The following is a 25,711-nucleotide window of genomic DNA, read 5'->3' on the forward strand; positions in this document are numbered from 1 at the left end:
CGGCGGGGTTGCCGGGTGACGACCGTTAGCATAACGTTTGGTAGACGGCCAGCGTTTGCCGGGCGGTTTTATCACACGAAAAATGGCGCAACCGTTCCGTTCCTTTCTGAATCAGATCATTGCGGAGTAACTCGTCCGTCAGCACACGCTCCACAGCACCGGCAATAGAATCATCGTTTTCGGGATTGAAGTACACAGCCGCTTCACCCGCTACTTCGGGCAGCGAAGTACAGTTGCTGAGAACAACGGGGCAACCGCCACTGAAGGCTTCGAGCACCGGAATGCCAAACCCTTCGTTTAGTGAAGGAAACACAAACGCACGGGCATTGCGGTAAAGCGACAGCAGCCCGGCATCCGTAACGGGTCGGTAATGAACGCGCTCACTAAGCCGCGCAGTCTGGAACATGGACTGCTCAATGCGGTCAAACACCCCACCCCCGGCGCAGATAATGTGCAGGTCGGGGTGCCGACGCAGTACCGATTGCATGGCCCGGAAAAATCCGTCGAAATTTTTGTACAGTCTTCGCTTGCCAACGTACAACACATACGAAAAAGGTTCAGCGGAAACGGATAAATTGGTGGTCTCATTCATCAGCTCGGTGCCAAATACCGTGCCTAAGTGAACGACAGTTATCTTCTCCGGATTAATCGGGAAATAAGTCAGAATCTCCTGTTTCGAGAATTCCGACACGGTAATGACCGCATCAGACCGCTCAATCAGTTTCTTCTTGACCTCGTACAGTCCCTCGCCCAGATCAGGATATAGGTCGCCGAAGCGTTCGCTGGCCGCGTCGTGAAACGTCAGCACAAACGGTTTAGCGCCGAGCGAATTCAGAAAATAGCGGTGGTAGTAAGTCGGATGAAAAACATCGAACTGTCCCGCCCGAATCCGGCTCAGGCTATAAAGCCGGTTCAGCACGGACGCTACGCGGTTCACATGGCGGACTTGCGCGAAACGCGGGTAGCGCAAATGACGGCTGAACGATGCCTGGTCGAGGTATTCGTTGTTGGAAAGCCGTAAGGACAACTCAAAGTCAATATTCTGCTGCCTGGAAAACGAACGCATCAACTCAAAAAAGTATCGAGAAACGCCCCCGTAGGTCAGGCCAGTGAATGATTGATGATCGTAAAGAACTTTCATAAAAGGAAAGCTACAAACAGTCCGGCGTTTGTATTTTTCTGGGAAATAAGTCGGCAAAAATACAGTTTTATTTGATGAAACTACGTTAATCGGCCAGCGGGGTTCGCCCCGGTTTAGCGAATGGCAGGCAGCGGCACCTGATCGAGAAAGCGCATAATGGCTCGCATGGAGCGGACCGTTGTCCGGCGCCAGCCCCGCAGCACAACCGGCTCCGGCTGCTGACCATAGGCGGTAGCCCGGCTGGTTAGCGCCGGGTTTGCATGAACGGCAACGGCCTGCCGATACGTTGCCAGCAACGCCCGCACGTCGGGCCGGTTCGACAACCGCAGCCGGTTCTGATGCGGGAAAAAGCCTTCATCGGCGTTGTAAATACCTTTGGCATTAAAAAACACCAGGGGTTGGCTGGCATCCGTGGGGCCGGTTACCCGCCAGCCCGTTCCGTCGGGTTGCAGGGTTCGCTCGGGCAGGTTCCAGAGGGCCACGTGCCAGCCGGGGTTTTTGATAATCTGGGTGCCCTGAAAAAACACGGGCACATGCATTAGCCAGAGTTGGTCGGTGCACAGCCCAGCGCAAAAATCGACATAAGCCCGCTCTTGGACCCGGTCCCGCCACCACGCCAGCAGCCGGTCGGTTTCGGCCGACCGCCGGACCGCCAAAAAATCAGCACTGTACAGACCAACGTTCTGAAAAAACTTTTCGTCGGGCCACGCTTTGTCACCGGGGTGTCTGGTAATGTGGGGCGTCAGCAGGGCGTTGGCGTCATGAAACTGGTCCCACACGGCCGTCAGCGGGTGCAGAAACAACAGGTTCGGGTCAGCGTAGACCAGCCGGAGCACAGTGGGATACCGCCGGAAAACCTCCGCCATGAACAGCGGTTTGCAGGCAGCCGCAAACTCGGTTGGCGTGTATGTTGCCGAGAGCGCCGTTAATGTATCGGCTGATAGCACCGTTTCGAGGGGCAGCAGCGGATAAGGTGATGCGAAATCGGGGGGCAGGTGGGTCGGGTCGTCGGCTAAGCCAATCAGGAATGGCTCCGGCTGACCGTCGGTGCTGGGGGCGTGATGCGAAAGGCTATCACCCAGTGCGAAGGCCTGGGGCAACTGGCGAATGGTACAGATGGTTACGAACACAGTGGGACAAAGCTAATTTATTCGAGCAAATCGCCCAAAGCGGCTAAGTAAGGCGCGTACCAGTTCGCCGAGGCATCGGCATATCGTTTGTAGTTACCCCGCTGCAAACTTTGCAGCACCGGCAACAGCCGCTGTGCCCGGTAATGGGGCAGATGACTGCGCATGGTGAAGTGAGCCATTCGCCGGTGGAGTTGGGTCAAACCGGGTGCGTCGGCGGGTACGCGGTCGGCCAAAAGCTGATCAATAGTGGTTAACTGAGCCTGTTTTTCGCGGAGCGGAATTAGTTTTTGAGCACGGTGGCGGGCAATGCGATCCTGCACCCGGATGCGCTCGCTGGACGCTACCGGACGCACGCCCACCTGTTGCTGCGGGTGGGTTCGGTAGAGCTGGAGGGGTTGGTCGATGAAGTGAATGGCTCCGCAGGCCGCCGAGACTAACGCCAGCCAGCCGTCGTAGATGTAACCCGGAATCTGATCGGGAATGGGGAGCAGGGTCGGCAGGAAAGACCGCCGAATTACGGTAGCGCAGCCCATCACCCGGTTACCGTCGAGCAAAACATCCATCGACTCACCCGCCCGCCAGCGCTGCTGCGCCCGGCTATCGAACCGAACCTCCTCCCAAAACCGGCCCCGACGACCCTGTAACTGCTCGTCAGTTACCCAGGCGTCGCAAAAGGCGAGTTGAGCAGCCGGGTGATCGGCCATGTAGCCGGTCATCGTACTGATTTTGTCTGGAAGCCAGTAATCATCCTGATCGCAGATAAAAATCAGGTCGCCCGTGCATTTCGACAGCACCTGCTCAAAGTTTTTGGTGGAGCCGAGCCGCTGGTTGTTTTCCAGAATACGAACGGGAAACGGCGCGTTGGCTACTAACTGACGCAGCCGCGCAACCGTACCATCGGTGGATTGGTCGTCGCCGATGATTACTTCGTTCGGTCGTCGCTGCTGGTCGAGCAGGCTCTGCCATTGGGCGGGCAGGTACGCTTCGCCGTTGTAGGTGCAAAGGGCAATTGAGCAGGTTAGTCGGGCCGGTGGGGTCATGTACTGCTTAGATTTGGTAGCCGTAGCGGGCGAAGATTGGTCGCCAGTATGCCGTTTCGTGAATATCCCAGGCGTGGCACCCGAACGGTAGCTGGCCGTTGTTATAATGTTCGATGGCCCACTGCGGATAAAATTCGACCGAGAAGTGGAGCGCTTTGCGGTAAGCCGGAACCTGCAGCATTGGCCAGAACCGGTTCACTTCAATACCCCAGAATACATCTTCGTTGTATTGATGGTGGTGAATGCGCTCGTACTCGTCGATTTTCCGGCGGAATCGGCGCAGGCACCGCAGCATGGCCGGAACGCGCCGGAGCGACAACCCCCCATTGCCAACGCCGTTGAGGCTAATAATTTCGCGGGGTGTCACACCATCCTCTTTTTTCAGGGCGAGCACCGTGGCAATGCGTTGCCTGATGCGAAACTCAACCCGTTCGCGCCAACCCGTAACATCGCGATCCCGGAGCCAGGGAGCGCCAATGTAGTCATAGCCTTGCCGACACCAGTCGGCCAGCTCATCGCGAAAGACGAACGCATCCAACTGATAAATCAGCATATACTCCACGTCGGAGAAGGCTTCGTAAAACTGCCCGGACAGCATTAGCCGATTGTAGGCCTGTATGTCCGTAAAAAAAGAGTCGTCGAAGGTTCGGGCCTGTAGCGTTGGCGAAATTTCCTGGTAGGCCGAAAGAGCAAGCGAGTGGGGTGCCGCTAAATAAATGGGGTAGCTACCCAATACGCGCAGGCACTGGGTTAACGAAATACGCTCATAATCGGTCAGTTGCGGTTTGTAAACAGGAATAACGACCGCAACGCTCACGGGGGAAGGGTGCTTCATACGAGCTTGGGCTGGCCCAATTGCTGCTGCACCACCCGCTGCACGGTGGCGTAGGGCAGGTCGACGCAGGGACCATCCTGATTTTTTACAAAGGTGACACCTTCTCCGCGTTTGTAACGACCCGAATAGGTCAGGTAGTCACGGAAATTAAAGAGCTGGCCCTGCAAAATTATACCCGTTGTGCCCCCCGCGTTGGCCATGTGGGCCGGGCCACTTTCGATGCCAATAAACAGCCGGGCCTGCCGGATTACGTCGGCGGTTTCCAACAGGCTCAGTTGCCCGCACAGGCTCCGAAAGCGCGGGTGTTCCTGCGTCACAACGGGGTTCACGCCAACCTCAACGATGGAGTAGGGGTAGGTTTCTGCCAACCAGCTTACCAGCCGGTTCCAGTGTTCGGTGGGCCAGTCGCGCGGGACGTAGCTCGACTGGCAGTGGATGACGATAGTCGATTTGGGCAGGTTCAGCGCGGCAACCCGCTGGCGAACGGTGTCAGGAATGTAAATCCGGGGATCGTCGGTGAGGGCGGGTAGTCCGGCAGCCTGCGAGAAGGTGTACAGCAGATCGCCCCGGTTCAGGTAGTTGTCGAAGGTCAGCCCGATCTGGTCGGCCGTTGGGTTAACGGGATCATCGGTACAGTAGCGGCACTTGCGGTGGGAGATATGCATGTTGTACACGACGTCGTAAATGCCCGACCGCAGCAGATAGACGCGCTCGCTGGGGCATTTTTCCACCAGATAGCCATCGAGGTCTGGGTGGTGTTCGACCAGTTCGATGTACGGTTTGCGCACGACCCAGATAATGTAACCGTTGGGATGCCGTCGACGGACCTCGCGGGCTACCGGTTCGCAGGCAATAATGTCGCCCATCTGCTCCGACAGAATGATGGCCACCAGCGGGCGGTTACCAATCCGTAGTTTTAGCAGGCGCAGTTGACCGTATTTCAGGGCAAACGACCAGAACTTACCCAGAATGTGGGTGATTTTGTGAAACCGGTATGTCCAAAGTGACTGGAAGCGCGACGTCATGACCAAAGAAACGTGTGTATGCGTTTTTGAGCGCATACGTGTCTAATTAACAGGGTAAAAAAATGACAATGCACTAACCTACGATTCTAACAGGGCAATAATTCGGTTAAACGGCATCTTAAACGCCTTCCGAACCCGCTGATACCGCAGCACTACCGGGGGTTTGATGTAAACGCATGGATACTGCCGATACTGCTCGTTGTGATTCGCCAATAACCGCTGCCGGTACAACTCAAACAACGGCTTTACGTCGGAGCGTTCGTCAAACGAATAGCGCGTCTGGTACTTTGAGATGTCATCGGGGCGGTAGGGGTTGTAACCGCTGTAATGAAAAAACTGTAGTGGCCCGGATGGCGTGACTGGAGCATCTGGTTCGGGTTGATGGCCAACGTGCCACTGCCCGGTTTCGTCGGTCGAGAACCACCGTTCGTGCAGGTTCCAATAGGCAACGTTATAGCCGGGATGATGCTCAATCAGCACGTTGTCGTGGTAGATGGGCGCAAAATCAACCCAGTGCTGATCGACAAAAAGGCCCGCGCACAGGTCGATCCGGCATTCATACACCAACCGCTCTTTCCACCAGTTCACAAATTGCCGGGCGGTAGCATCCCGGCGCAGCCCAATAAAACCGAGGTTATAAATGCCCGTATTCAGGTGATGCTGCTCATTGGGCGTTTCCCAGTCCGGCGTGGGCGAACAGCAATGGGGCGTCAGCACCATACTGTACGTTGTCAGATCGTGACTCAGCTTGGTCAGGGGTTGATAAACGATGATGTCCGGGTCGAAATAAATGATTTGTGTAGCGTCCGGGTACGTTTCGTACAGGTAGTCGATGTAGAAAGGCTTCACGGCCGTGTTCAATTCCGTGATGTCGTAGCGGTCGCACATGGCCGCGAAATCGGGAATGTCGATCTGATCCACTTCCAGCATGGGATAAGGCGGCATCAGGTCGGTGGGCAGCTTAGCCTGACTGAGCTTATCAACTAAGCCGATGATGTATTGGTAGTTCGGGTTGGTTTTGCGGAGCGAGTCACCCAGCGTTCGGGCCTGCGCTAAGTAGTTGACCGAACAGATGGTAAAAGCAAGGGTCATGGGTAGTATTTCTTGAGTAATTGCGCCACGTACTGCTCCGGTTGCCAGTTAGAATCAGTTACCTGTAATCGGTCACTGAGACTATCCACCGACAGCGCGAATGGTACACCCTTGTCTGCGAGTTCATACCGCGCCCGTTGGCCCGTATGCGTTTCAATCGCCTGTACTAAAGTTAGTGGGCTGATGGAATGCGGATTGGCAACCAGAACGATGCGGTTCCAGGTTGTCGGTTCGGCAATGCAGCCGGTCACTACCCGGTAAACGTCGTCGAGGTCGATCAGATTGCGGCTGGCGTGCTGCCAGATTGTGAACGGCTCATGCTGCCGCACACGATCCACGAAAAAATTGAGGATCGTGTGCGGATTGCCCGGCCCGCCCACTACGTTAGACGCCCGGACCAACAGGTAATTGGTGGCCTGGCTGGCAATGAGTCGTTCCAGTTCCAGTTTGTGAGTTACGTAAGGCGACCCCTGCTCCGTGGGGTCGTCGACGCTGGCCGTGCTGAAATAAACAAACAGGCTACCGATGGTCTGCGACAGCGTTTCCTCCACCAACCGGCGCTCCCGGTCGAACGGCTCGGGACGAATTTCTTTGGAATTGGAAACGCCGGACGCGAAAATCACAACGTCGTTCCGTTCCGCAAAGTCGCTAAACCGCCGGGCAATCATGCCGTTACCGACTACCATGCTGATCGGCGGTTGGCTGAACGAGCACTGAATCGAGTCGCGTCAGCAGTTGAGGAACCAGCACGGCGACGTCGTGACGCATAGCCCGTTCGTAGAAAATAGCCCCCAACCGGTCGCGCTCGGCCCTGTCGTCGGCTAATCGGCCAATGCCAGCGGCCATCGCCGACAGGTCTAAATAAGGCACTAAACAACCCGTGTCGGTTCCGACGTAGTCCGGGCTGCCACCTGACTGCGCAAAGCACAGCACTGGAATGCGGTTCAGGCCCGCTTCCAAAATTACCAGCGGGTAAGGGTCTTCGCGGGAGGTAAGCGTAAACAGGTCGAAGCAGGCTACGTAGTCTAAATAATTTCCACCGGGGGGCAGCAGATGAACGTGATCCGCCATGCCCATCCGGTCGAGGTCATAACGCAGCCGCCCACTTTCTTCACCTGACTCGTTTACGCCCACCCAAATAAAGTGTGTGTCGGGATGCGTATTGAGCACTTGCCGGGCTATGAGCAGGAACAGGTCTACGCCTTTGCGCCATTCGGCATTACCGCAGCCGCCTACCACAATAGCGTCGGCCGGAATACCCAATGTCTGGCGCACCACCCGCCGGTCAACAGCCGCGAGTTTAGTCAGCAGGGCCTGAGTGTGCATCAAGGAGTTTAAAACCGAGGTGTTGCTGATTGTCAGCCCGTGGTGCGCAATGAGATTTTGCCGAACGGCTTCCGAACCACAGAACACGTGACTGACGCGGCTCAGTTCGTAGGCCAACTCATCGGGACGGGCGTAAATCCGAATTGAGTTTTCGAGTTCGTGAACGTAAAGCGCAAAGGGTAGTTCCAGTGGCTCCAGCAGTCGAAGCAGGCCGCCGTTAGCGATGGTATTGGACACAATTGCATTATAGTGACCATCCCGGATGCGTTGCATCACTTCGGCCGGGATCGTTCGCTGCCCATTGGCGGGCTGGCCAACGCCCAACTTTGCCAGCACCCGTCCAGTCAGGCTGCCCGTCTGGACGGGTATTGGCGTAATAGCCCGGTAAACTGTCGTAACGCGCTCGTAATCGGGTAGCAACGGGCCACCGTCGCCCAGTACTAACCCCGTTTTAACGCCGGTTTCGTGCAGGTACGTCAGCAGGTGAAGCAGCAGGTATTGGGCACCCGCGCGGTTGGCGTCGTGGCCGATGAAAAGGAGCGTTTTCAACTATGGAGTTATCAGTTAATGAGTTGGTCAGTCGATCAGTTGGTGAGTTAGTCCCGGACGCTCCAGCGTACCCGCACTGACTAACTCATCGACTAACCAACTTCCTTAGTACACCTCGTAGCTGGGCCTTGTCCCTTTCTTTATGGCGGGGTTGCCTACGTAAACCCCCCAAGCTTCGGTATCGCGGGTGACGGCGGCTGCCATGCCGACCAGCGTACCTTCAGCGAGGTACAAATAATCGCGAATAGTGCTGTTGACGCCAAAGAAGCAGTAGGAATCAATCACGCAATGCCCGGACATAACCACATGTGAGGTGAAAAAGACGTGGTCCTTGATTTGGCCGTGGTGACCGATGTGATTGCCACTCCAGAGCACAACGTTGTTGCCAATTGTGGTGAAGGGCTGAATGGTATTGTCTTCGAGAATGAAACAGTTCTCGCCAATTTTGTTGCCAAACAGCGTCGCTTTGGAACTGACGTAGGAGATAAACTCATAGCCTTTAGCTTTGGCTTCGTTGTAAATTCGTTCGCGGTTCCGGTTCATGTTCCGGCCCGTCATCGGCGCGAAAAACTTGTATTCCTGCGGGGAAAACAGCGTCTCCACGTCCTCGAATGCCACCAGTGGCAATCCCCGAAACTCCGCTTCGGTTACGTACTCGCGGTTAACGGTGAACGCGGCTACCTCGTGTTCAGAATCGTGGGTGAGGTAGAAATGAGCCAGCTCGGCCGTGTCCATTACCCCGAAAATTATAATTTTTGCCATGCTTTCTTGAATGATGAATGATGAACGATGAACGATGAATGTCTGTCGGCGCAAATCATTCATCATTTATCATTCATCATTCAATATTACATCAGTTCATATTCCCCCAGCATTGCCCGGACCGTTGGCACGTCGCAAAACATCAGTGCATCGAGCACGGACAGCCACGGTATAAAATTGTCCTTTGATTGTGGGTAATCGACTCGTTTTGCCTGAATAAAATTTAGCTCGATGCCTGCCTGCGCAAAGGTTGGTTTGTCGTATAGTTCAAGGCCACCGATGGGGTTAATGTAGCGCGTTGCACCTTCCTGTCGGCAGATATCCAAAATACGTTCCTGCGCCTTAAAGTGACTATTTTCATATACGGATGAGGACGCCACCAACCGGGTTGTCAGGCCAAGGTACTGATTCAGTTCGACTAAGCTATTGTACACCAGATCAGCGATGGAATCGGTCGCAAAATTGACAATTTTTTCGGTTAGCGGCATTACCGTTCCGTAATAGGGGGCTTTGCGATAACCCTGTTCAACGGTTTTCAGCAGTTTGCTGCGCCACTTGGGATCGTCGGCCAGCCTGACTTCATTGATGCGTTTGTTCTGACTGGCGTCTTTCAGCGGCACCGTGAACAGGTATTCCTGCCCGTTAATCAGCAATCGGTTGCGGTTAATCCAGCCCCGATTGATGAAAGCCACGTCGTCGTAGAGCACGAACGTATCAACGGCGTTCATCAACTGCATGTAGCCGATGTAGGGCAGAAAATAAGGCTGCATGATGGCCAGCGTCATAGGGCGGATTTGTAGAGACCGCACCGGCGGACCGGCACCCTTTGCGTCTTCTATGCGTCAGCAAAACCATCCGGTCCAGGAGACGCAAAGGGTTGCCGGTCCGCCGGTACGGTCTCTACTTTAGTTTTCGTAAATAATAATCTTCGGCCGGGACGATCATCGCCCGGCGAAGCGTGGTGTCGGTTCCTAATCGGATGTCGCCGGGCTTCGGCTGCATCACGCTTCTATCAAAAAACAGGTAATCGGCTTCGGCGGGTATGGGCTTCAGGCCCTGCTCAAACGGGTTGATGGCGATGAGCCGACGCGACAACTTCGGACCATAAAGTGGGTATTCATAGTCGTCGTTAATGGTTCCGAGCGCCACCGTTGCCGTATCGGGTACGAGTTCGTCGAAGCGTTTGTAGGGCACGTAAATATCGGGTCGGCCAACGGCCATTTGCCGAATTCGGCCCGACGCGAAGGCTGACGGGTACGTTTTCCCATCCGGGGCGGTCCAGCTAAACGGCAGAGCGCGGATGTTCCCGTACACGCACAGCACCGCCGACATGCAGCCCAGCACCGTAACGAAACCAACGTAACTCTTCCCGATTATCCGGCCGGGAGAATCCACCCCAGAAACATCCATCGTTGTGCGGGGGTGAAGAAACAGCAACGATAAAAATAGAATGCCAAACAGTCCTGTTTCGATGAAATAACGTCCTTTGAAAGGGTCGTAGGGGGCAGAATAAGACAGAGCCGCAAAATGCAGGAGTAAGGCCAGCCCCAAAAATAAATGTGGTGTCGAGCGGACAATACCCGTCAGCACCAGAAACAACAGCGGTAAAATCAGCCCGAAACCGAACACGCCCCAGTACGGATTGGCGTTATAGAACACAAACTTCCGGTTGAAGGCGAAGGGCTGAATCGAGAAGTCGGTTTCCTCATCTAACCGCAGGTGCAGTATATCTTCGAGCAGCACCAGCGGTTTGCGCATAACGCGGTTGATGTCCATACCGGGTTCGAGGTTACGGATACCGTCTAAGTTTACATGGTCATAGCCGTAGCGAATCAGATTACGGCTGCCCTGTTCAAGCAGATTCGGCAGCGACCCCGCCCGCTCCACCGACTGGTGTTTGAGGGCCGTTGGCGGGCCAATGGGGTGGCCGAACACCTCAATATTCTTCAAATAGCCAGTCGGCAGCGTCCACAGGCAAACCCCCACGACGATAGCCGCACCCAGCCGCCATATCCGCCCAAACGAAACCGCCACTGATTCTGACCAGAACACTGTGTAAATCATCACCACGAACACCGACGGGAGCAGCAGCGCAAACGTGATTTTGTGGCCAAAGGCAATGCCGAACGCCATACCCGCCAGCCACAGATATCGAACGTCGGCGCGGCCCGTCGATACGGTTTGCTTGTAGGTGAACAGCATGTAAAGCAGTACACTCAGGTAAGCCGTCAGCACAATGTCGGTTTCGGTGGTGATGGCCTGCATCAAAAAGTCGGGCAGCAGGGCGTAGGCCAATGTGCAGAAGAAACTGGCCGAGAGCGAAGCTTGTCCGCGACTTAGCTGACCAATCCGCTGCACAATCCCAAACACGGCGACAATGGCCGTCCAGTAACTCAGGTGGTGAATAAATTTGAATCCGTTTTCGAAGCGGCCCGTCATCAGGAATGAATAGATCTGCAACGTACAGACACTTTTGGGATACGTGTCCATGTTCCAGTTTGTGCCGCCAAAATGCCGCATGGTGCCGCGCTGCACGTATTGCATCACCCGGTTGAGATGGCCGGTCATGCTGTCCCATTCGTTCGGGACGGTGAACAGCACCAGCAGCAGGTTCGTGACGGCAATGACTGCCAGCGTAACGAAGAGGGTTGAGAAGAGAAACTTAGAATAAGCGGTTAAGCCCCCAAACCACTGCCTAAACGTTGTGATACGGTCGCGGATGAGCAGCAATACCGAGAAGTGACGATGCGCGAAGGGGTCATATTGGGCATCGGTGGTTTGTGTCATTGCGGACAGGCGGATCAGCACGAGCCCAAGTGCCGTTGCCGTAACGAATACCGCCATGGCCCAAACCAGCGAATTAGCGGTCAGGTAAAGGCTCGACAGAATAAAGCCCGTTAGAATGATACTGCCCGCTCCCAGCAGGAACGTGGTCAATAGCCACTCCGTCAGTGACCGACGAGCGATTCGCGCCGAAAGCCGACCAACATAGAAAAGAAAAACGAAAAACGACAGGAGGTAGATGAACGTCATTTATCAGTCGATGTGTACCAAAGCAACAGCTTCGTTAACGACTCCGGCAATCCGGTCCGCGTCGTCTTCGGCCAGGTCGGGGTAGAGCGGCAGGCACAACACGCGCAGCGCCACATCCTCCGAAACCGGGCAGGATTGATGCCCAACCGAGAACGGCAGGGTGTTGAGCGAGGGAAAGAAATAGCGCCGGGGCGAAATATCCTGCGCCCGCAGCGAATCGACCACCCGCAACAACGTTTCCTCCGAGTCGAACACAACCGGGTAATAAGCGTAGTTGTAATCGACACCGGGCGTTAGCGTCGGGCGGGTGATTCTGCTGAAGTCGAGCCGTTCGTCATAGTAGCCAAAAACCTGTTTGCGGGCGGCAATCAGGGCGGGCACTTTTGGCAGCACGCATAAGCCCATTGCCGCGTGAAACTCCGAATTTTTTGCGTTTATGCCGATGCTGTAATAGTCATCGTTGCGGTGTCCGAACGACCGGTAAAAGTGCAGCTTCTGAGCCAGCTCATCGTCATCCGTCACGATGCAGCCCCCTTCGACGGTATGAAACACTTTGGTGGCGTGGAAACTGCACGTGCTGACGTCGCCATAGCTTAGAATCGAACGACCGTTATAAGTCGCTCCGAACGTGTGGGCTGCGTCGTAAATAACCTTCAACCCGTGTTTTTCAGCGATAGCCTGAATCTGCTCAATCTGGCAGGCGTTGCCGTACACGTGCGTGGCCATGATGGCCTGCGTGTTTTCGGTAATGAGCGCTTCGATTTTATCGGGGTCGAGGCAAAAATCGTCCGAACGAATGTCGGCGAAAACGGGCGTACAACCCTCCCAAAGCAGGGCGTTAGTGGTGGCTACGTAGGAGAAAGGCGTCGTGATAACTTCCTTCGTAATGTCCATGGCTTTGAGGGCCATCTGGAGTACGATGGTGCCGTTGGTACAGAATTTAAGGTGCTTCACGCCCAGAAACTGCTTCATCTGAGTCTCCAGATCGCGCAGCAACGGGCCGTCGTTGGTGAGATGAACCCGCTCCCAGATGCCTCTCAGGTAGTTGGTGTACTCATCGAAATCCGGTAAATAGGACTTGGTGACGTTAATCATAATTAAGTTTTTGAGTTTGTGGTTTGTGAGTTTGTAGTTGCGGTTCCCCGCCGGGACTGACCGCACCGGCGGACCAGCATTCACTTCGCGTTAGCCAACTACAAACTCACAAACCACAAACTCATTTTATCACTTCTTCCAGCATCCCAATCTCGAACGGAAACTGCGGACGAACGTAGCCCGGCCACTTGCCATACCAGGCAATGCCTTCGCGGTAGTCTTCTACGTCAAAGGTAATGCCTTCTTCCATGGTGTATAGAGGGGTGACCGTGTCTTTCACCACCATAACCGAAATTGTGTACGAACCATCGTTCAGAAAATAGCCCGGAATCGTACACTCGCCCGCAATAAGCCCCTTGCCGTACGGCCGCGATTGGGTGCCGACGTTGAAAATACACTCACCCGTCAGCGAGTTGAGGTGCATACTCAGGTTTAGGTTAGCGCGGTCCATCTGGTTCCAGAACTCAAACCGCAGTTTCATGGGCGTTCTCACGTCAATGTGCGTCAGGTCGTCCTGATAGTCGGGCGTCAGTTCAATGCGCCGGATGCGGACCAGGTCATTGCCGGGGGCGTCTTCGGGGGTGTCCCACTGACGCCGGAGCCGGGTTTTAGAGACCTTGCTCAAATACGACGCGATGACCTGGTTGGTTTCGCCCTGCTCAATCAGTTGCCCTTTCTCAAAATAGAGCGTCTTGTTACACAGGGCCTGCACGGCCGTCAGGTTATGACTGACAAAAATGATGGTTCGGCCACTGGCGGAATTATCGCGCATTTTGCCAAGGCTCTTCTTCTGAAATTCGGCGTCGCCCACGGCCAGCACCTCGTCAACGATCATGATTTCGGGGTCGAGGTGGGCCGAGATGGCAAAGCCCAACCGCACATACATCCCGGACGAATACCGCTTGACGGGCGTATCTAAAAATTTTTCGACACCCGCAAACGCAACGATCTCATCGAACTGCTTTTTGATTTCGCTGCGGCTCATGCCCAGCAGCGACCCGTTGAGGTAAATGTTTTCGCGGCCGGTCAGCTCAGGGTGAAAGCCCGTTCCAACTTCCAGCAAACTCGCTACCCGACCCCGGATGCGAACGCTGCCGGTGGTTGGCACAATGATTTTGCTCAGGATCTTGAGCATCGTGGACTTGCCCGCCCCGTTGTGGCCAACGATACCCACCCGGTCGCCCTGTTCAATGGAAAAACTCACGTCGCGCAAGGCCCAGAACTCTTCTTTTGTCAGCGTGTTCTCGTTCTTTTGCCCGTTGAACAGTTGCCGGAAATTCGCCGAAATAACGTCACGCAGGGTATTGGACCCCTTTCCCTTCTGGTGGTCGATGATGTACTGCTTGCTAATATTTTCGACGGTAATGACGGACATAGTTTAATTATAGTCGTGGAAGTAAGTCGTAAGTCATATAAGTCGTAAGTGGCTGACGCGTCATTGATGTAGGCTGGTCCGCCACTTACGACTTCTACGACTTATGACTTTACTGCTTTATCTTAAATATCGTCGACAAAAGTACTCTCCCGTTTCCGAAAAAAGTAAAGCGACATACTCAGGCAAATTGATATAATGATAACGGACATCAGCAAACTCTGCGGATTGAAGTAAGCCTTACCACCGAGCAACGCCCACCGAAACCCGTCGATGATGCCCACCATCGGATTCAGAATGTAGTATTGGTAGTACCAGTCGTCGGCTACTAACCGACTGCTGTAGGCAATTGGGCACGCGTAGAAACCCACCTGCACTATAAACGGAATTAACTGGCCCACGTCACGAAACCGCACGTTAACGACGGCAAAAAATAAGCCAAACGCGAACGCGGCCAGTACTGCCAGCACCATAAATGCCGGCACCAGCAGCAGGTGCCAGTCGGGCACGAACCGGTACCAGATGGCCAGCAGGATGAATAAACCCAGCGACACCAAAAAATCGATGAAGCTGACGGCTACCGCGCTGATGGGCATGATGAGTCGGGGGAAGTACACCTTCGTGACGAGGTTTGAATTCATCGTTACGCTGTTGCTGATTTGGGTGAAGGCCGTAGCGAAAAACGTCCAGACGGTGATGCCCCCCAGCACCATGAGCGGATAAGGCACGTCTGGATCACCGGGCAGCTTGGCAATGCGGCTAAAAACGAACACCATAATCAACATAGTTGTTAGCGGCCGAATCAGCCCCCAGGCCATGCCGAGTGCCGTCTGTTTGTAGCGCACCGATACATCGCGCATGGACAGAATGTACATCAACTCGCGGTTGCGCCACAAGTCGCGCCAGTAATGCCGCTCGGCGCGACCGGGTTGAATAACTACCTCGTGTGTTTTCAAAATCAGTTGTTCAGTTGGTGAGTTGGTCAGTCAGTGAGTTGATAAGTGCGCAAACCTGACTGCTGATTAACTCACCGACTCATTGACTCACCGACTGTGACCTTATTCTTCCCGCATAACGGAGCGGTATGTTTCGCGCAGGAAAATGACGATCACCGACAGCAGGAGACCGAAAGCAATGCCAATACGCCTGCCTACCGGTGTTTTTACTTCTTTATAAAGTGGGAAAGCGACCGGATCAATAATGTTGAAGAGCGGAGCCTCCCGAATCATGGACAGGCGCATATTGTCGGCCTGCCCCAGCGCTGAATAGTATAACTGCGTCAGAAAGGCGGAGTTGCGCGTCAGCTTGGTTTCCGTGAGCCGCCCCTGCGCAACCACAATCTGCTGATTCTGATCGGTATACTGCGCCAGCCGGTTTTCGGTGCCGGTCAGAACGCGAAGCAGCGAGTCGGCACGGGAGTTGAGCAACTCGTACATCTCCCGGGTTTTTTTTGTCTGCGTTCGTTTATAATCGTCTTCAATCGTTTTCAGGTGCGTTGCCAGCAGGGAAGCCGCCAGTTTCTCATCCTGCATACCGCAGCGCAGTTCCATAAACGACGATTTACGTTCGGGCTGCGTCACGCCCATCTCCGACTTGATGCGGGCGTAAATTTCAGACATCGCCTGCTGCTCCATTCTATTGAAGTCACTCACTTTCTTGCCGGGCGTAAAGGCAAAAGCCCGCAGGGAGTCATTTTTCTCCCATTCCTTGTCACGAATGCCACTGTGGCGGACGTAATAATTAGCCAGCAGCGTGTCTTTGCCGTTGATGGTATCCGTTTTCATCAGCGTTTTCTCAATCACCGACCGCGACATGGCGTAAATGATAAAGTTGTCGCCCGTGAAGATGTTCGCGTCGGCGGCTCCCTGACTCAGCCCGAAGGCACCCGCCAGCGCTCCCAAATCGCCCCCGTAATTAGCACTGCCCCCGGCTCCGCCAATGTTGAACGTTATGAATGCATTATAGATGGGTTTTTTCTCGTGGGTGATATCGTAAATGTAGCCAATAACACCGCCGAGGACCGTTAGCAGGATTAGCAGTTTCCAGTTGCGCCGAAACACGTTTTTAATGCCCAATACGCGCAGTACCACCGCTTTGGGCGAGATCTGGTCGGGGGGCAGTGGTCGGGTAACCAGATTGGTTTGGTTCGTGGTTGGGGTAGTCGGTTGCATTGAATGGATTGTCAAAACAAATAGATCATTACCGGATGCTGCGGAAGGCCAGCACCCCCAAAATCAACGTCATGATGGAGGACGTGATCGCGGTTGCCTGACCCAAAATCTGCTGGGGCGACAGTGCAGACGTTGTCTGACGGGGAATCACAACCTCCGAACCCGGTGCCACGCGTGGATAAATGTTGAAGAACATAAACTTGCGCGTCCTGTCAACCGAGCCGTTGGCGTAGACCACATACGAGCGTTTCCGCTGCGACTTGCCGGTGAAGCCGCCCGATTGCGCAATGTAGTCCTGGAAGGTTTGCCCGGCCCGGTACTTCACCGTTGTTGGCAACAGCACCTCCCCTTGGACACGGACCGTTTCGAGCAGCTTTGGAATGCGCAGAATGTCGCCTTCCTGCAACAGAATATCTTCCGAAGAACCCGGACTAGCCATAATTTTTTTCAGGTTGATACCAATCGACTCTGGCTTTTCGGGCGAAATGGCTTCGACGTCAACAGTAGCCTTTGTGACATCGTCGGCTAACTCAGTAACGGCCCGTTGCTGGCGGGCGATCTCATCCGCGCTCAAAGCAACGCGTCGAATCAGCGTAGCGCCTTCTACATACGCCTGGGGCGTTAGTCCGCCCGACAGGCCAACCAGGTCCGAAACCTTTTGGTCCTTGCTCCGAATGGCATACGCACCGGGCAAAATCACTTCCCCTTCCACGTTGGCATACGTCTGTACCGCGTAGTTAGGGGACCGGCGCACGATAATCTGGTCGAACGGCTCCAGGATAAACTTATTTTCGTCCGTATTGATCGACAGATCGCGGTTAACGTTGAAGCGGATGATTTCGGCCACCTGCGCCGAGGCCGAGCGGGGATCAACGTCTTTTTTCCGGCGAACGACCTCCACCTGCGAGGCAGCCGCCGATTCTTTCAAACCGCCCGACCGGAGCAGGGCGTCGTTAAGCGTCATGTTGGCCATGAACGGGATGTCTTCCTTAGGGATGTTCACTTCCCCCTGCACCGATACCAGCGCCGATTCGGCCAGGTCGAAACGCGATGGAATAATGATCTGGTCCTCGCGCTGAAGGGTGATATCCGGTTCGGTCCCGGCCAGGATGTTGGTCAGGTTGACCGTGATGTTTTCGATGGCTAAGTCCTCGCGCGTCCTGACAATGCTCACCCGACCCGTGAAGGCGTCTCCTTTGAGATTTTCGGCCGAAGCGATCAACTGTCTCAGCGTCTTGTTCTGATCGAGCGAATACTGACCCGGCCGGTACACGGCTCCTTCAATGGTGAGCAGATTCTCAAAACGGTCCAGCAACTGTTCAACCGTAACTAAGTCTCCGTCCTGCATCACAAACGTTTTGTATTCGGGCGTTGTCACGTCGATCACTTTGCGTTCGCGGTCGGTCAGGCGCGTTATCTTAACCCGTCCTTTGTAGGCATTGGACGCGAAGTCACCGGCGTAGAACAGGAGCCGGTCGAGCGTTTCGCCCTTCAGCATCTCGAAAATATTATTTCGCTTGACGGTTCCTACTATTTCGACCCGTTGAATGAACGTCGTGAACCGGATGTTGTCATTATCCTGCAGCCGAAAGTCGTTAGTTTGGGTGCCGTTGAGCAGGTAATCATACAAATCGAGCGTGGCAACCACCCGGTTGTTACGAATGAGCTGCACCTTCCGAAACGAACCGAGTTCGTTGGGACCACCCGCCTGATAGATGGCGTTCATCACCGTTGAGAGCGACGAAAGCGTGTAGGTGCCTGGCCGAATGGCGTCGCCCGTTACCGTGACGCGGATGCTGCGAATGCCGCCCAGTGAGATCTCCAGAAACGTGTTTTTTGGACCGTACGGCCCTGACCGAAGACCAACGTACTTGCTGGCTAAACGATTCGTAATTCGGTCTTTAGCCTGCTCAACCGACAACCCGGAAACAGATACCGGACCGATGCCCGTGGCCTGTCCAAAATAAACGGACCCTTCCGGCGATACGGACTGGCTGAAGTCGCTTTCGGAGAAGCCGTACAGCCGGATGTTTAATGCATCGCCCGGCCCCACAATGTAATTGCGGGGAGTGGCCATCGTAATATTCGGCTGGAATGGGTTGGCGGCTGCCGGATCGTTGAAGAGCGTGGTGCCGAAAATCTTCCGGCGAATCTCTTCCCGTTCGCGACGGCGGGCGGCTTCGTAGCCTTCTTCAATAACCTCTTCTGAGCTTTGATTTGTTTCCTCAATCTGCCGCTCGTTGGGGTTGTTAGGGTCAACCGGTGTGCCGTCGGCATTGGTTTGATTACCTGTGCCGTTGTTGGGTACACCATTGCCCGTAGCTGGCTGGTTGGTTGGCTGGGCGGTGGTGCGGCCCGTTGGCGTCTGCTGACCGGGCTGCTGCCCTGTTCGGCGCTGAATCTCCCGCTGAACGTTAGGTGGAAGGGTGGCCGGGTTTATGTTGCCCGGCACTGCGTTACCCCGGCCCGGCTGGTTACCCGGCTGCGTGGGAGTTCCGCGCGGGGTAGCGGGTGCTGTGGTTGCGCCCCCCGTTGATGGAGCAACCTGCGCCTGCACCGTTAGCCCAGTTAACAGCAGATAAAGCGCAGCCATGCCAACGCCAGCCCTGCGGAGAAAAGGCGATACAGGATAATAAAATTTTTTTGGTGGGAAGTGGTGGTTAATTCGCAGATTTTGCATATTTTTAAGATACCGCACAGCTTCTGTAGAATGGTAATGGAGACCAGTAGTAAACGACATTGTAAGCTACGTAGTACGTGACGTAGTTTTAGTCGGCAAAGTAAACGAACTTTTGCCGGATTCTAAACAGTTTCCTATTCTGTGGAAACTTTTCTACTTTGATTGTCAGGGTATAATTTTTCCAATGTGTTGACCAAGCTGCTAACCCACTGTTCTACCCTGTTTTACTCCTTTTACTCAAAAAACTGCAATGGCAGAATCAATAAACCAACCCGTTCAATACAACGAAGACAGTATCCGTTCGCTCGACTGGCGCGAACACATTCGGCTCCGGCCGGGCATGTACATCGGTAAACTCGGCGATGGCTCAGCCGCCGACGATGGTATATACGTTCTCATCAAAGAAACCATCGACAACTGCATCGACGAGCACGTGATGGGCAACGGCAAAACCATCGACGTTCGTGTGACGGATCACCGCGTCGAGGTGCGCGATTATGGTCGGGGTATTCCCCTTGGTAAGGTGGTTGAGGTTGTTTCCAAAATCAATACCGGTGGCAAATATGATTCCGGGGCGTTCCAGAAGTCGGTGGGACTGAACGGCGTTGGTACAAAGGCCGTCAACGCCCTGTCGGGTTATTTTCGGGTGCAGTCGTACCGCGAGGGGCGTACCGTCTGGGCCGAATTTGACCGGGGCGACCTTAAACAGAAAGGCGACGAACCCACCAATGAGCGCAACGGTACGCTGATCTGCTTCGAGCCGGACGAGACGGTCTTTCGGCACTTTCATTACGTACAGCCGTTCTTAGAAAAAATGATCTGGAACTACTGCTACCTCAACGCGGGTCTGACCATCGTTTTCAACAAGCAGAAGTACATATCGCAGAATGGCTTGCTCGATCTGCTGCGCAACAGCACCGAGGAAGACGCCCTTCGCTATCCAATCATTCACCTCAAAGGCGATGACATCGAGATTGCCATGACCCACGGCAACCAGTATGGCGAGCAGTATTATTCGTTCGTGAACGGGCAAAACACAACCCAGGGCGGCACCCACCTGAACGCCCTCAAAGAAGCCCTCGTGGAAACGCTCCGCAAGCACTTCGACAAGAACTACGACACCACCGACATCCGGGCCAGCATTATTGCAGCCATCAGCGTTCGGGTGCAGGAGCCGGTGTTCGAGTCGCAGACCAAAACCAAATTAGGTTCCCTCAACATGTCGCCCGAGCCGAATGCGCAGTCGGTTAACTCGTTCGTTAAAGATTTCGTCAAAGAACGTTTAGACGATTTTCTGCACATGAACCCCGCCGTGCGCGACGCGCTCAAGAAACGAATTGAGCAGTCGGAGCGGGAGCGCAAGGAACTCGCCGGTATCAAGAAATTAGCCAATGATCGTGCCAAAAAGGCGAGTTTACACAACAAAAAACTTCGTGACTGCCGCAATCACCTGTCCGATTTGAAGGCCGACGACCGCTACCAGACGACGCTGTTCATTACGGAAGGAGATTCGGCCAGTGGCTCCATCACCAAATCGCGCAACGTGCAGTTGCAGGCCGTGTTCAGTTTGCGCGGGAAGCCGCTCAACTGCTTCGGGCTGACCAAGAAAGTGGTGTACGAAAATGAAGAGTTCAACCTGCTTCAGCACGCGCTCGACATTGAAGAAGGTTTGGAAAGTCTGCGCTACAACCGAATCGTAATTGCGACCGACGCCGACGTTGATGGCATGCACATCCGGCTGCTGATGCTGACCTTCTTTCTTCAATTTTTCCCCGATTTAGTGCGCAACGGCCACCTCTATATTCTGGAGACGCCCCTGTTCCGGGTGCGCAATCCAAAGAACCACAAGGAAACGACGTATTGCTATTCGGAAGAAGAAAAGCAGATAGCAATCAACAAATTGACGAAGGGCGGCAAAAAAGTTGAGATCACGCGCTTCAAAGGCTTAGGCGAGATTTCGCCGGAGGAGTTTGGCCTGTTTATTGGCGAAAACATGCGGCTGGAACCGGTCATCATGGAGAAAGAAACGTCGGTGCCGAAACTGCTCAGTTATTATATGGGCAAGAACACACCCGACCGTCAGCGGTTCATCATCGACAACCTGCGCGTGGAGAAGGACGTGGAAGATGCGGCTTTGGTTTGAATGGCTAATGAATAATGCACAATGGAGTGTCGGGGTTGAGGATGTGAGATATATTTTCTCTGGCATTGTGCATTATTCATTAGCCATTATTCATTTTTGCAAAATGACCCTCGAATCCCTCCGTAACGACATCGACTTGCTCGACGATCAACTCCTGACGCTGCTCAACCAGCGTATGGAACTGGTGCGTCGGGTGGGTGAACTCAAACGCACGACCAACACCGTCATTTACCGCCCCGAACGTGAAAAGCAGATTCTGGACCGGCTGCACGTGCAGAACGCCGGGCTGTTGAACCGCTCGGCCATTGAGGCTATTTTTCTGGAGATTTTTGCCGTATCGCGCAACCTCGAACTACCCGAACGGGTGGCCTATCTGGGGCCGGAGGGAAGCTTTACGCATCAGGCCGCCGAGAGCCGTTTTGGGGCAATGAGTTCGTACATGGCTCTGCCCACGATTCGGTCGGTGTTCGAGAGTGTCGAAACGGGGCGGGTGCGCTTTGGCGTCGTGCCCATCGAAAACAATCAGGAAGGCGTTGTCAGCGAAGCGATTGATTTACTCTTCGAAAAAGACCTGCGCATTGCCGCCGAGGCCCAGATTCCGGTGCACTTTACGTTTGCTACTCAAACCGAAAATCTCGCCGACATCACCCATATCTACTCAAAAGACATTGCGTTTCGGCAGTGCAGTAAATTCCTGAGCGATTCATTCGACGGGTTTAAAGCGGAACTGGTGCCCGTTGAATCGACCTCAAAGGCGGCCAAGCTGGCGGCCCAGCAGCCCCTTACGGCCGCCCTTTGTTCGCACATTGCGGCTAAACTGTTCGACGTGCCGGTGTTGTTCGATAACATTGAAGACTCCGACCTGAACCGGACGCGTTTCCTGATCTTAGCCAAAGATTTTGTGAATCAGCCCAGCGGCCGCGATAAAACTACGCTCATCGCCCGCCTGCCTAACACTGAGTCGCCGGGGGTATTGGCGGAGTTTTTACAGGAATTCAACCGCCGGAAAATCAACCTGACTAAGATCGAAAGCCGCCCCCTGCGCGATGGGGCCACGTTTCGCTACTGGTTTCTGCTCGAATGCGAAGGCCATGCCAGCGACCCCGATTTGCAGGAAATTCTGCACCACCACGCGGCTGAAGTAAAGTTGCTGGGAAGTTACGTGCGGGTGTCGTAATCAACGCAGAATTCCTTCTGTTTCGGTGTAAACAGTATACATGGGTAGCGATAAACTGATGCTGGTTAATTCGATAGCTTCGTCTAATTTGTCGGCTTCGGAGGCCAGAAACCAGTTTCCCTGCTCGTGTTTCCGGTACACCTCGGCTCCTATTTTTTCGGAGTCGATCAGTACGTATTCCACAAACATGGGGGAGTGGCGGTAGAGCGCGAACTTGTCTCCTTTGTCGAAGGCGGCTGTACCGGGCGATAGCACTTCCACAATCAGCATCGAATTCGTAATCGTGTCGAGTGCGTCGTCGTGGTACTGGCATGGCCCGCAAACAACCACAATGTCCGGATAGGCGTACATAGAATTGGTTGGTACGTTCACCCGTTGATCGCTGGACATGCTGCGGCAACCTTTTCCGTTCTGCGGATGCGGGAGTTGATGTGGAAACTTACATTCTCTTTGATCAAATTGTGATTGGTAGATGCTCCGGCCATTAAGGTGGGGTAGTGGTCGCCCATCGGGATAATTTCCCCGTTGACGTATTCACTTTTGTATTCAGCTTCCCGTTCCCGCCGGAGATACTCATCGGGCGTAGCATACACTTTTTCGGCTACCATAACGGCTGATTTTCGTTTGTGTAAAACTACAAATTACAATCTACAGTTTAGTAACTGAAACAAGGTCAGCAAGGCCTTACAACTGACATGGAATCCAGCGATAAAACTGATAAAATTATTGAAGCCCGGATGAAGCTCAAACGTCGGTTTGAGGACAAAATGGCGCAGACACCGTCCATGCAGGACGAGAAGCCACGCGGTTCCGGACTAATTAACCGCCATGGGATGCCCGCCGTGCCAGTAGGGCAAACCGTGACCAATAAGTGGCCGGTGCTCGATCTGGGTTATCAGCCGAGTATTCCGCTCGATAAGTGGCAGCTTAATATTGATGGGGAAGTTAATAATCCCATCCGGCTGAAATGGGATGACCTGATGGCCCTGCCGCAGGTGGAAGACACCAGCGATTTTCACTGCGTCACGACCTGGTCGCGGTTGGACGTTCCCTGGGCAGGCGTCCGGTTTATGGACTTAGCCGCCCTGGTGGACCCGAAAGGGACGGCTACGCATGTGATGTGCTACGGCTACGACGGCTACTCAACCAACGTATCGCTCGAAGAAGCTCTTAAGCCCGACGTGCTGCTGGTGCACACGGCCGATGGTCAGCCACTAACCCGTGAACACGGCGGTCCCCTGCGGATGATTACGCCCCAGCTTTACGCCTGGAAAGGGTCCAAATGGATCAAGCGAATCGAGTTTTTAACCAAAAATCAACTCGGATTCTGGGAAGAACGCGGCTACTCGAACACGGCTTACCCGTGGCGGAATGATCGGTATAGTTGACAGTTTACGAGTCAGCGAGTCGATTAGTCAGTAAGTAGCTGACGCCGTTAGCCACTTACTGACTAATCGACTCATTAACTGACTGACTCAATAAACGAATAACAAATCATGTGGCAGATGGTCATTTGGGCATCTTCGACCCGGCCGTAGTGCGTGTCATCGATGACAATGACTTCGTGAGCGAGATCGGCAACCCGGCCGCGTTTGCCGCCAACGAGCGCGATAGTCGTCAGTCCGTGGTCATTGGCCCATTCGATGGCTTTTACGACGTTAGGCGAATTGCCGCTGACGCTCAGCGTCAATACCAGATCGCCGGGCTGGGCGTAGTTTTGAAGTTGCCGCAGATAGATGTCTTCGTAAGCGTAATCATTGCCAAGGGCAGTAATCCACGATACGTTTTCGTTTAGCGACAGACACCGAAAACGTCGGCCCGGTCCGGCAGTCCGGTCGCTTTGATTCTCCATTTTGTCGGATGCGCTTTTGCCGAGGTCGGTGATGAAGTGCGACACGTTGGATGCGCTGCCGCCGTTGCCGAAGGCGAACAACTGCTGGTTATCAGCCCAGCATTGGTGAACCAGATTAATGATGTGCTCCACCTGATCGAGCGGAATGGCGTCGTAAGCGGCTTTCTGCCGGTCGACGTAGGTTTGAAGGTATGGTTGGTTCATGGGTAAAGGAATGATGAATGATGAACGATAAATGATAAGCCTTGTAGCGCATTTATCATTCATCATTCATCATTAGTTCTAACGCCCCCACCGGCACAGCGTCTTCGCCAAGTTTAGCCAATAAGATAATTGGAGCGGGTTGAAAAGTGGGCATCACAAAACGCGGCAGGGCCTGCCGGACGGCCGCCCGCAACGGTTCGCCAATGAGCGACAGCCCCCCGCCGAGTACGATAGCATCGGGGTGAAATAAGTGCACCATGTGCGACAATCCCAACGCCAGCACCGACCCGATTTGCTCAATCAGCATTCGGGCCACGGGGTCGCCCTGTTCGTAGGCCGGATGCAAGAACATTGCCGGTCCGGCGGGCCGCTCCTGACTCGCTAACTCAGTAGCCTGCGCGTCCAGCACCAATCTTTTCAGGATAGAATCTGCCGGTAGTTGGGGCAGTAAATCGCGAATCTGCTGGTCAACGGCCCATCCTGATACCGTGCGCTCAATCGTTTGACCCGGTGAGCTGGCATCGGGCGGTACAAGCCACAGATGCCCAATTTCTGCTTCGCCAGGTGATGCGCCGTGGTAGAGTTGCCCATCAACGACCATGCCTCCGCCAACACCACTGCCCAGCGTAACGTAGAACACATGCCGGAAACCTGTAGCTATACCCTGCCGTGCTTCGCCAAGGGCAGCTACATTGGCGTCGTTCTCAACCCGCACAACGGCCCCTGGTACACGTTCGCCCAGCCACCCGGCCAGGTCGAACCCAGCCCAGCCGTTAACCTGATGCGACATAGCGATACGTCCCGTTTGCCAGTCAACCGGCCCACCAAACCCTACGCCAATGGCATTGGGTAGTTCGGGAAGTTGGGCAAGAATAGTGTCGAGCTGCGCCAGGATACCCGCTGCACCCCCTGCCGGATTAATACGATGGCGATAGCGCTCCACAATCCGGCCAGACGCATCACCCGTGACTACCTGTAGTTTCGTGCCGCCAATCTCAATGCCAAGGTTCATAGGAATAACAGGTAGGTTCAGGTGTTAACGTCTATGAAGCGCATCAGTAAGCGACAAACACGTGCGCACGTA

At 54.4% G+C, this 25,711-nt stretch carries 23 protein-coding genes; 3 read left to right on the top strand and 20 right to left on the bottom strand.

What is annotated here, in order from left to right; translation table 11 throughout:
* Positions 1-25 precede the first annotated feature (25 nt).
* The 16 genes from ACYVHB_RS01885 to ACYVHB_RS01960 all read right to left on the bottom strand — a co-directional run bounded on the left by ACYVHB_RS01885 (position 26) and on the right by ACYVHB_RS01960 (position 19,251).
* Entirely contained in the window at positions 26-1,141 is a 1,116-nt protein-coding gene (locus tag ACYVHB_RS01885; protein ID WP_461049084.1) for a glycosyltransferase family 4 protein, read from the bottom strand.
* 113 nt (positions 1,142-1,254) lie between these two features.
* Positions 1,255-2,271, bottom strand: coding sequence for a hypothetical protein (locus ACYVHB_RS01890; RefSeq protein ID WP_461049086.1), 1,017 nt, complete (start codon positions 2,269-2,271; stop codon positions 1,255-1,257).
* Between the two features lie 17 nt (positions 2,272-2,288).
* Positions 2,289-3,311: a glycosyltransferase family 2 protein gene (locus tag ACYVHB_RS01895; RefSeq protein ID WP_461049088.1), complete on the bottom strand. Its 1,023-nt coding sequence runs from the start codon at positions 3,309-3,311 to the stop codon at positions 2,289-2,291.
* Positions 3,312-3,318: 7 nt separating this feature from the next.
* Positions 3,319-4,146: a DUF5672 family protein gene (locus ACYVHB_RS01900; protein WP_461049090.1), complete on the bottom strand. Its 828-nt coding sequence runs from the start codon at positions 4,144-4,146 to the stop codon at positions 3,319-3,321.
* The gene (locus ACYVHB_RS01905; RefSeq protein WP_461049092.1) at positions 4,143-5,171 is read right to left on the bottom strand and encodes a glycosyltransferase family 9 protein; all 1,029 of its coding nucleotides are present in this window, start codon (positions 5,169-5,171) and stop codon (positions 4,143-4,145) included. Before ACYVHB_RS01905 ends, ACYVHB_RS01900 begins: the two co-directional genes overlap by 4 nt.
* A 78-nt stretch (positions 5,172-5,249) precedes the next feature.
* Positions 5,250-6,263, bottom strand: coding sequence for a glycosyltransferase family protein (locus tag ACYVHB_RS01910; RefSeq protein ID WP_461049094.1), 1,014 nt, complete (start codon positions 6,261-6,263; stop codon positions 5,250-5,252).
* On the bottom strand, positions 6,260-6,949 hold the full coding sequence (locus tag ACYVHB_RS01915; RefSeq protein WP_461049096.1) for an NAD-dependent epimerase/dehydratase family protein: 690 nt from the start codon (positions 6,947-6,949) through the stop codon (positions 6,260-6,262). The genes ACYVHB_RS01910 and ACYVHB_RS01915 overlap by 4 nt, the downstream gene beginning before the upstream one ends.
* On the bottom strand, positions 6,936-8,138 hold the full coding sequence (locus ACYVHB_RS01920) for a glycosyltransferase family 4 protein (RefSeq protein ID WP_461049098.1): 1,203 nt from the start codon (positions 8,136-8,138) through the stop codon (positions 6,936-6,938). Before ACYVHB_RS01920 ends, ACYVHB_RS01915 begins: the two co-directional genes overlap by 14 nt.
* A 105-nt stretch (positions 8,139-8,243) precedes the next feature.
* Entirely contained in the window at positions 8,244-8,900 is a 657-nt protein-coding gene (locus ACYVHB_RS01925) for an acetyltransferase (RefSeq protein ID WP_461049100.1), read from the bottom strand.
* Between the two features lie 86 nt (positions 8,901-8,986).
* Positions 8,987-9,685, bottom strand: coding sequence for a WbqC family protein (locus tag ACYVHB_RS01930; RefSeq protein WP_461049102.1), 699 nt, complete (start codon positions 9,683-9,685; stop codon positions 8,987-8,989).
* A gap of 115 nt (positions 9,686-9,800) precedes the next feature.
* The gene (locus ACYVHB_RS01935; protein WP_461049104.1) at positions 9,801-11,933 is read right to left on the bottom strand and encodes a hypothetical protein; all 2,133 of its coding nucleotides are present in this window, start codon (positions 11,931-11,933) and stop codon (positions 9,801-9,803) included.
* A gap of 3 nt (positions 11,934-11,936) precedes the next feature.
* Positions 11,937-13,028: a DegT/DnrJ/EryC1/StrS family aminotransferase gene (locus ACYVHB_RS01940; RefSeq protein WP_461049105.1), complete on the bottom strand. Its 1,092-nt coding sequence runs from the start codon at positions 13,026-13,028 to the stop codon at positions 11,937-11,939.
* 121 nt (positions 13,029-13,149) lie between these two features.
* Positions 13,150-14,403, bottom strand: coding sequence for an ABC transporter ATP-binding protein (locus ACYVHB_RS01945; protein WP_461049107.1), 1,254 nt, complete (start codon positions 14,401-14,403; stop codon positions 13,150-13,152).
* Between the two features lie 122 nt (positions 14,404-14,525).
* Entirely contained in the window at positions 14,526-15,356 is an 831-nt protein-coding gene (locus tag ACYVHB_RS01950) for an ABC transporter permease (protein ID WP_461049109.1), read from the bottom strand.
* A 102-nt stretch (positions 15,357-15,458) separates the two neighbouring features.
* Positions 15,459-16,571: a hypothetical protein gene (locus ACYVHB_RS01955; protein ID WP_461049111.1), complete on the bottom strand. Its 1,113-nt coding sequence runs from the start codon at positions 16,569-16,571 to the stop codon at positions 15,459-15,461.
* Positions 16,572-16,599: 28 nt separating this feature from the next.
* Positions 16,600-19,251: a polysaccharide biosynthesis/export family protein gene (locus tag ACYVHB_RS01960; RefSeq protein WP_461049112.1), complete on the bottom strand. Its 2,652-nt coding sequence runs from the start codon at positions 19,249-19,251 to the stop codon at positions 16,600-16,602.
* Positions 19,252-19,501: 250 nt separating this feature from the next.
* Here ACYVHB_RS01960 and ACYVHB_RS01965 point away from each other — a divergent pair, with 250 nt between their 5' ends.
* Together ACYVHB_RS01965 and pheA are read left to right on the top strand one after the other, a co-directional pair.
* Positions 19,502-21,394 carry a DNA topoisomerase IV subunit B gene (locus tag ACYVHB_RS01965; protein WP_461049114.1) on the top strand — a complete coding sequence of 631 codons (1,893 nt, stop codon included), beginning with the start codon at positions 19,502-19,504 and terminating at the stop codon, positions 21,392-21,394.
* A gap of 103 nt (positions 21,395-21,497) precedes the next feature.
* A complete protein-coding gene (pheA, locus tag ACYVHB_RS01970) occupies positions 21,498-22,571 on the top strand; it encodes a prephenate dehydratase (RefSeq protein ID WP_461049116.1) in 1,074 nt (357 codons plus the stop codon).
* Here the strand turns inward: pheA and ACYVHB_RS01975 are convergent, their stop codons facing one another.
* Both ACYVHB_RS01975 and ACYVHB_RS01980 read right to left on the bottom strand, forming a co-directional pair.
* A complete protein-coding gene (locus ACYVHB_RS01975) occupies positions 22,572-22,961 on the bottom strand; it encodes a Uma2 family endonuclease (protein ID WP_461049118.1) in 390 nt (129 codons plus the stop codon). It lies immediately after the preceding gene.
* Positions 22,940-23,179: a hypothetical protein gene (locus tag ACYVHB_RS01980; RefSeq protein WP_461049120.1), complete on the bottom strand. Its 240-nt coding sequence runs from the start codon at positions 23,177-23,179 to the stop codon at positions 22,940-22,942. Before ACYVHB_RS01980 ends, ACYVHB_RS01975 begins: the two co-directional genes overlap by 22 nt.
* 87 nt (positions 23,180-23,266) lie before the next feature.
* Here ACYVHB_RS01980 and ACYVHB_RS01985 point away from each other — a divergent pair, with 87 nt between their 5' ends.
* Positions 23,267-23,959 carry a sulfite oxidase-like oxidoreductase gene (locus ACYVHB_RS01985; protein WP_461049122.1) on the top strand — a complete coding sequence of 231 codons (693 nt, stop codon included), beginning with the start codon at positions 23,267-23,269 and terminating at the stop codon, positions 23,957-23,959.
* 74 nt (positions 23,960-24,033) lie between these two features.
* On the opposite strand, the gene ACYVHB_RS01990 is transcribed toward ACYVHB_RS01985, so the two are convergent.
* Entirely contained in the window at positions 24,034-24,627 is a 594-nt protein-coding gene (locus ACYVHB_RS01990; RefSeq protein WP_461049124.1) for a D-sedoheptulose-7-phosphate isomerase, read from the bottom strand.
* A 55-nt stretch (positions 24,628-24,682) separates the two neighbouring features.
* Positions 24,683-25,639 (bottom strand): ROK family protein, encoded by a 957-nt coding sequence (locus ACYVHB_RS01995; protein ID WP_461049126.1) that lies wholly within the window; start codon positions 25,637-25,639, stop codon positions 24,683-24,685.
* Positions 25,640-25,711: the final 72 nt, after the last annotated feature.

The organism is Spirosoma arcticum, from assembly GCF_054779955.1.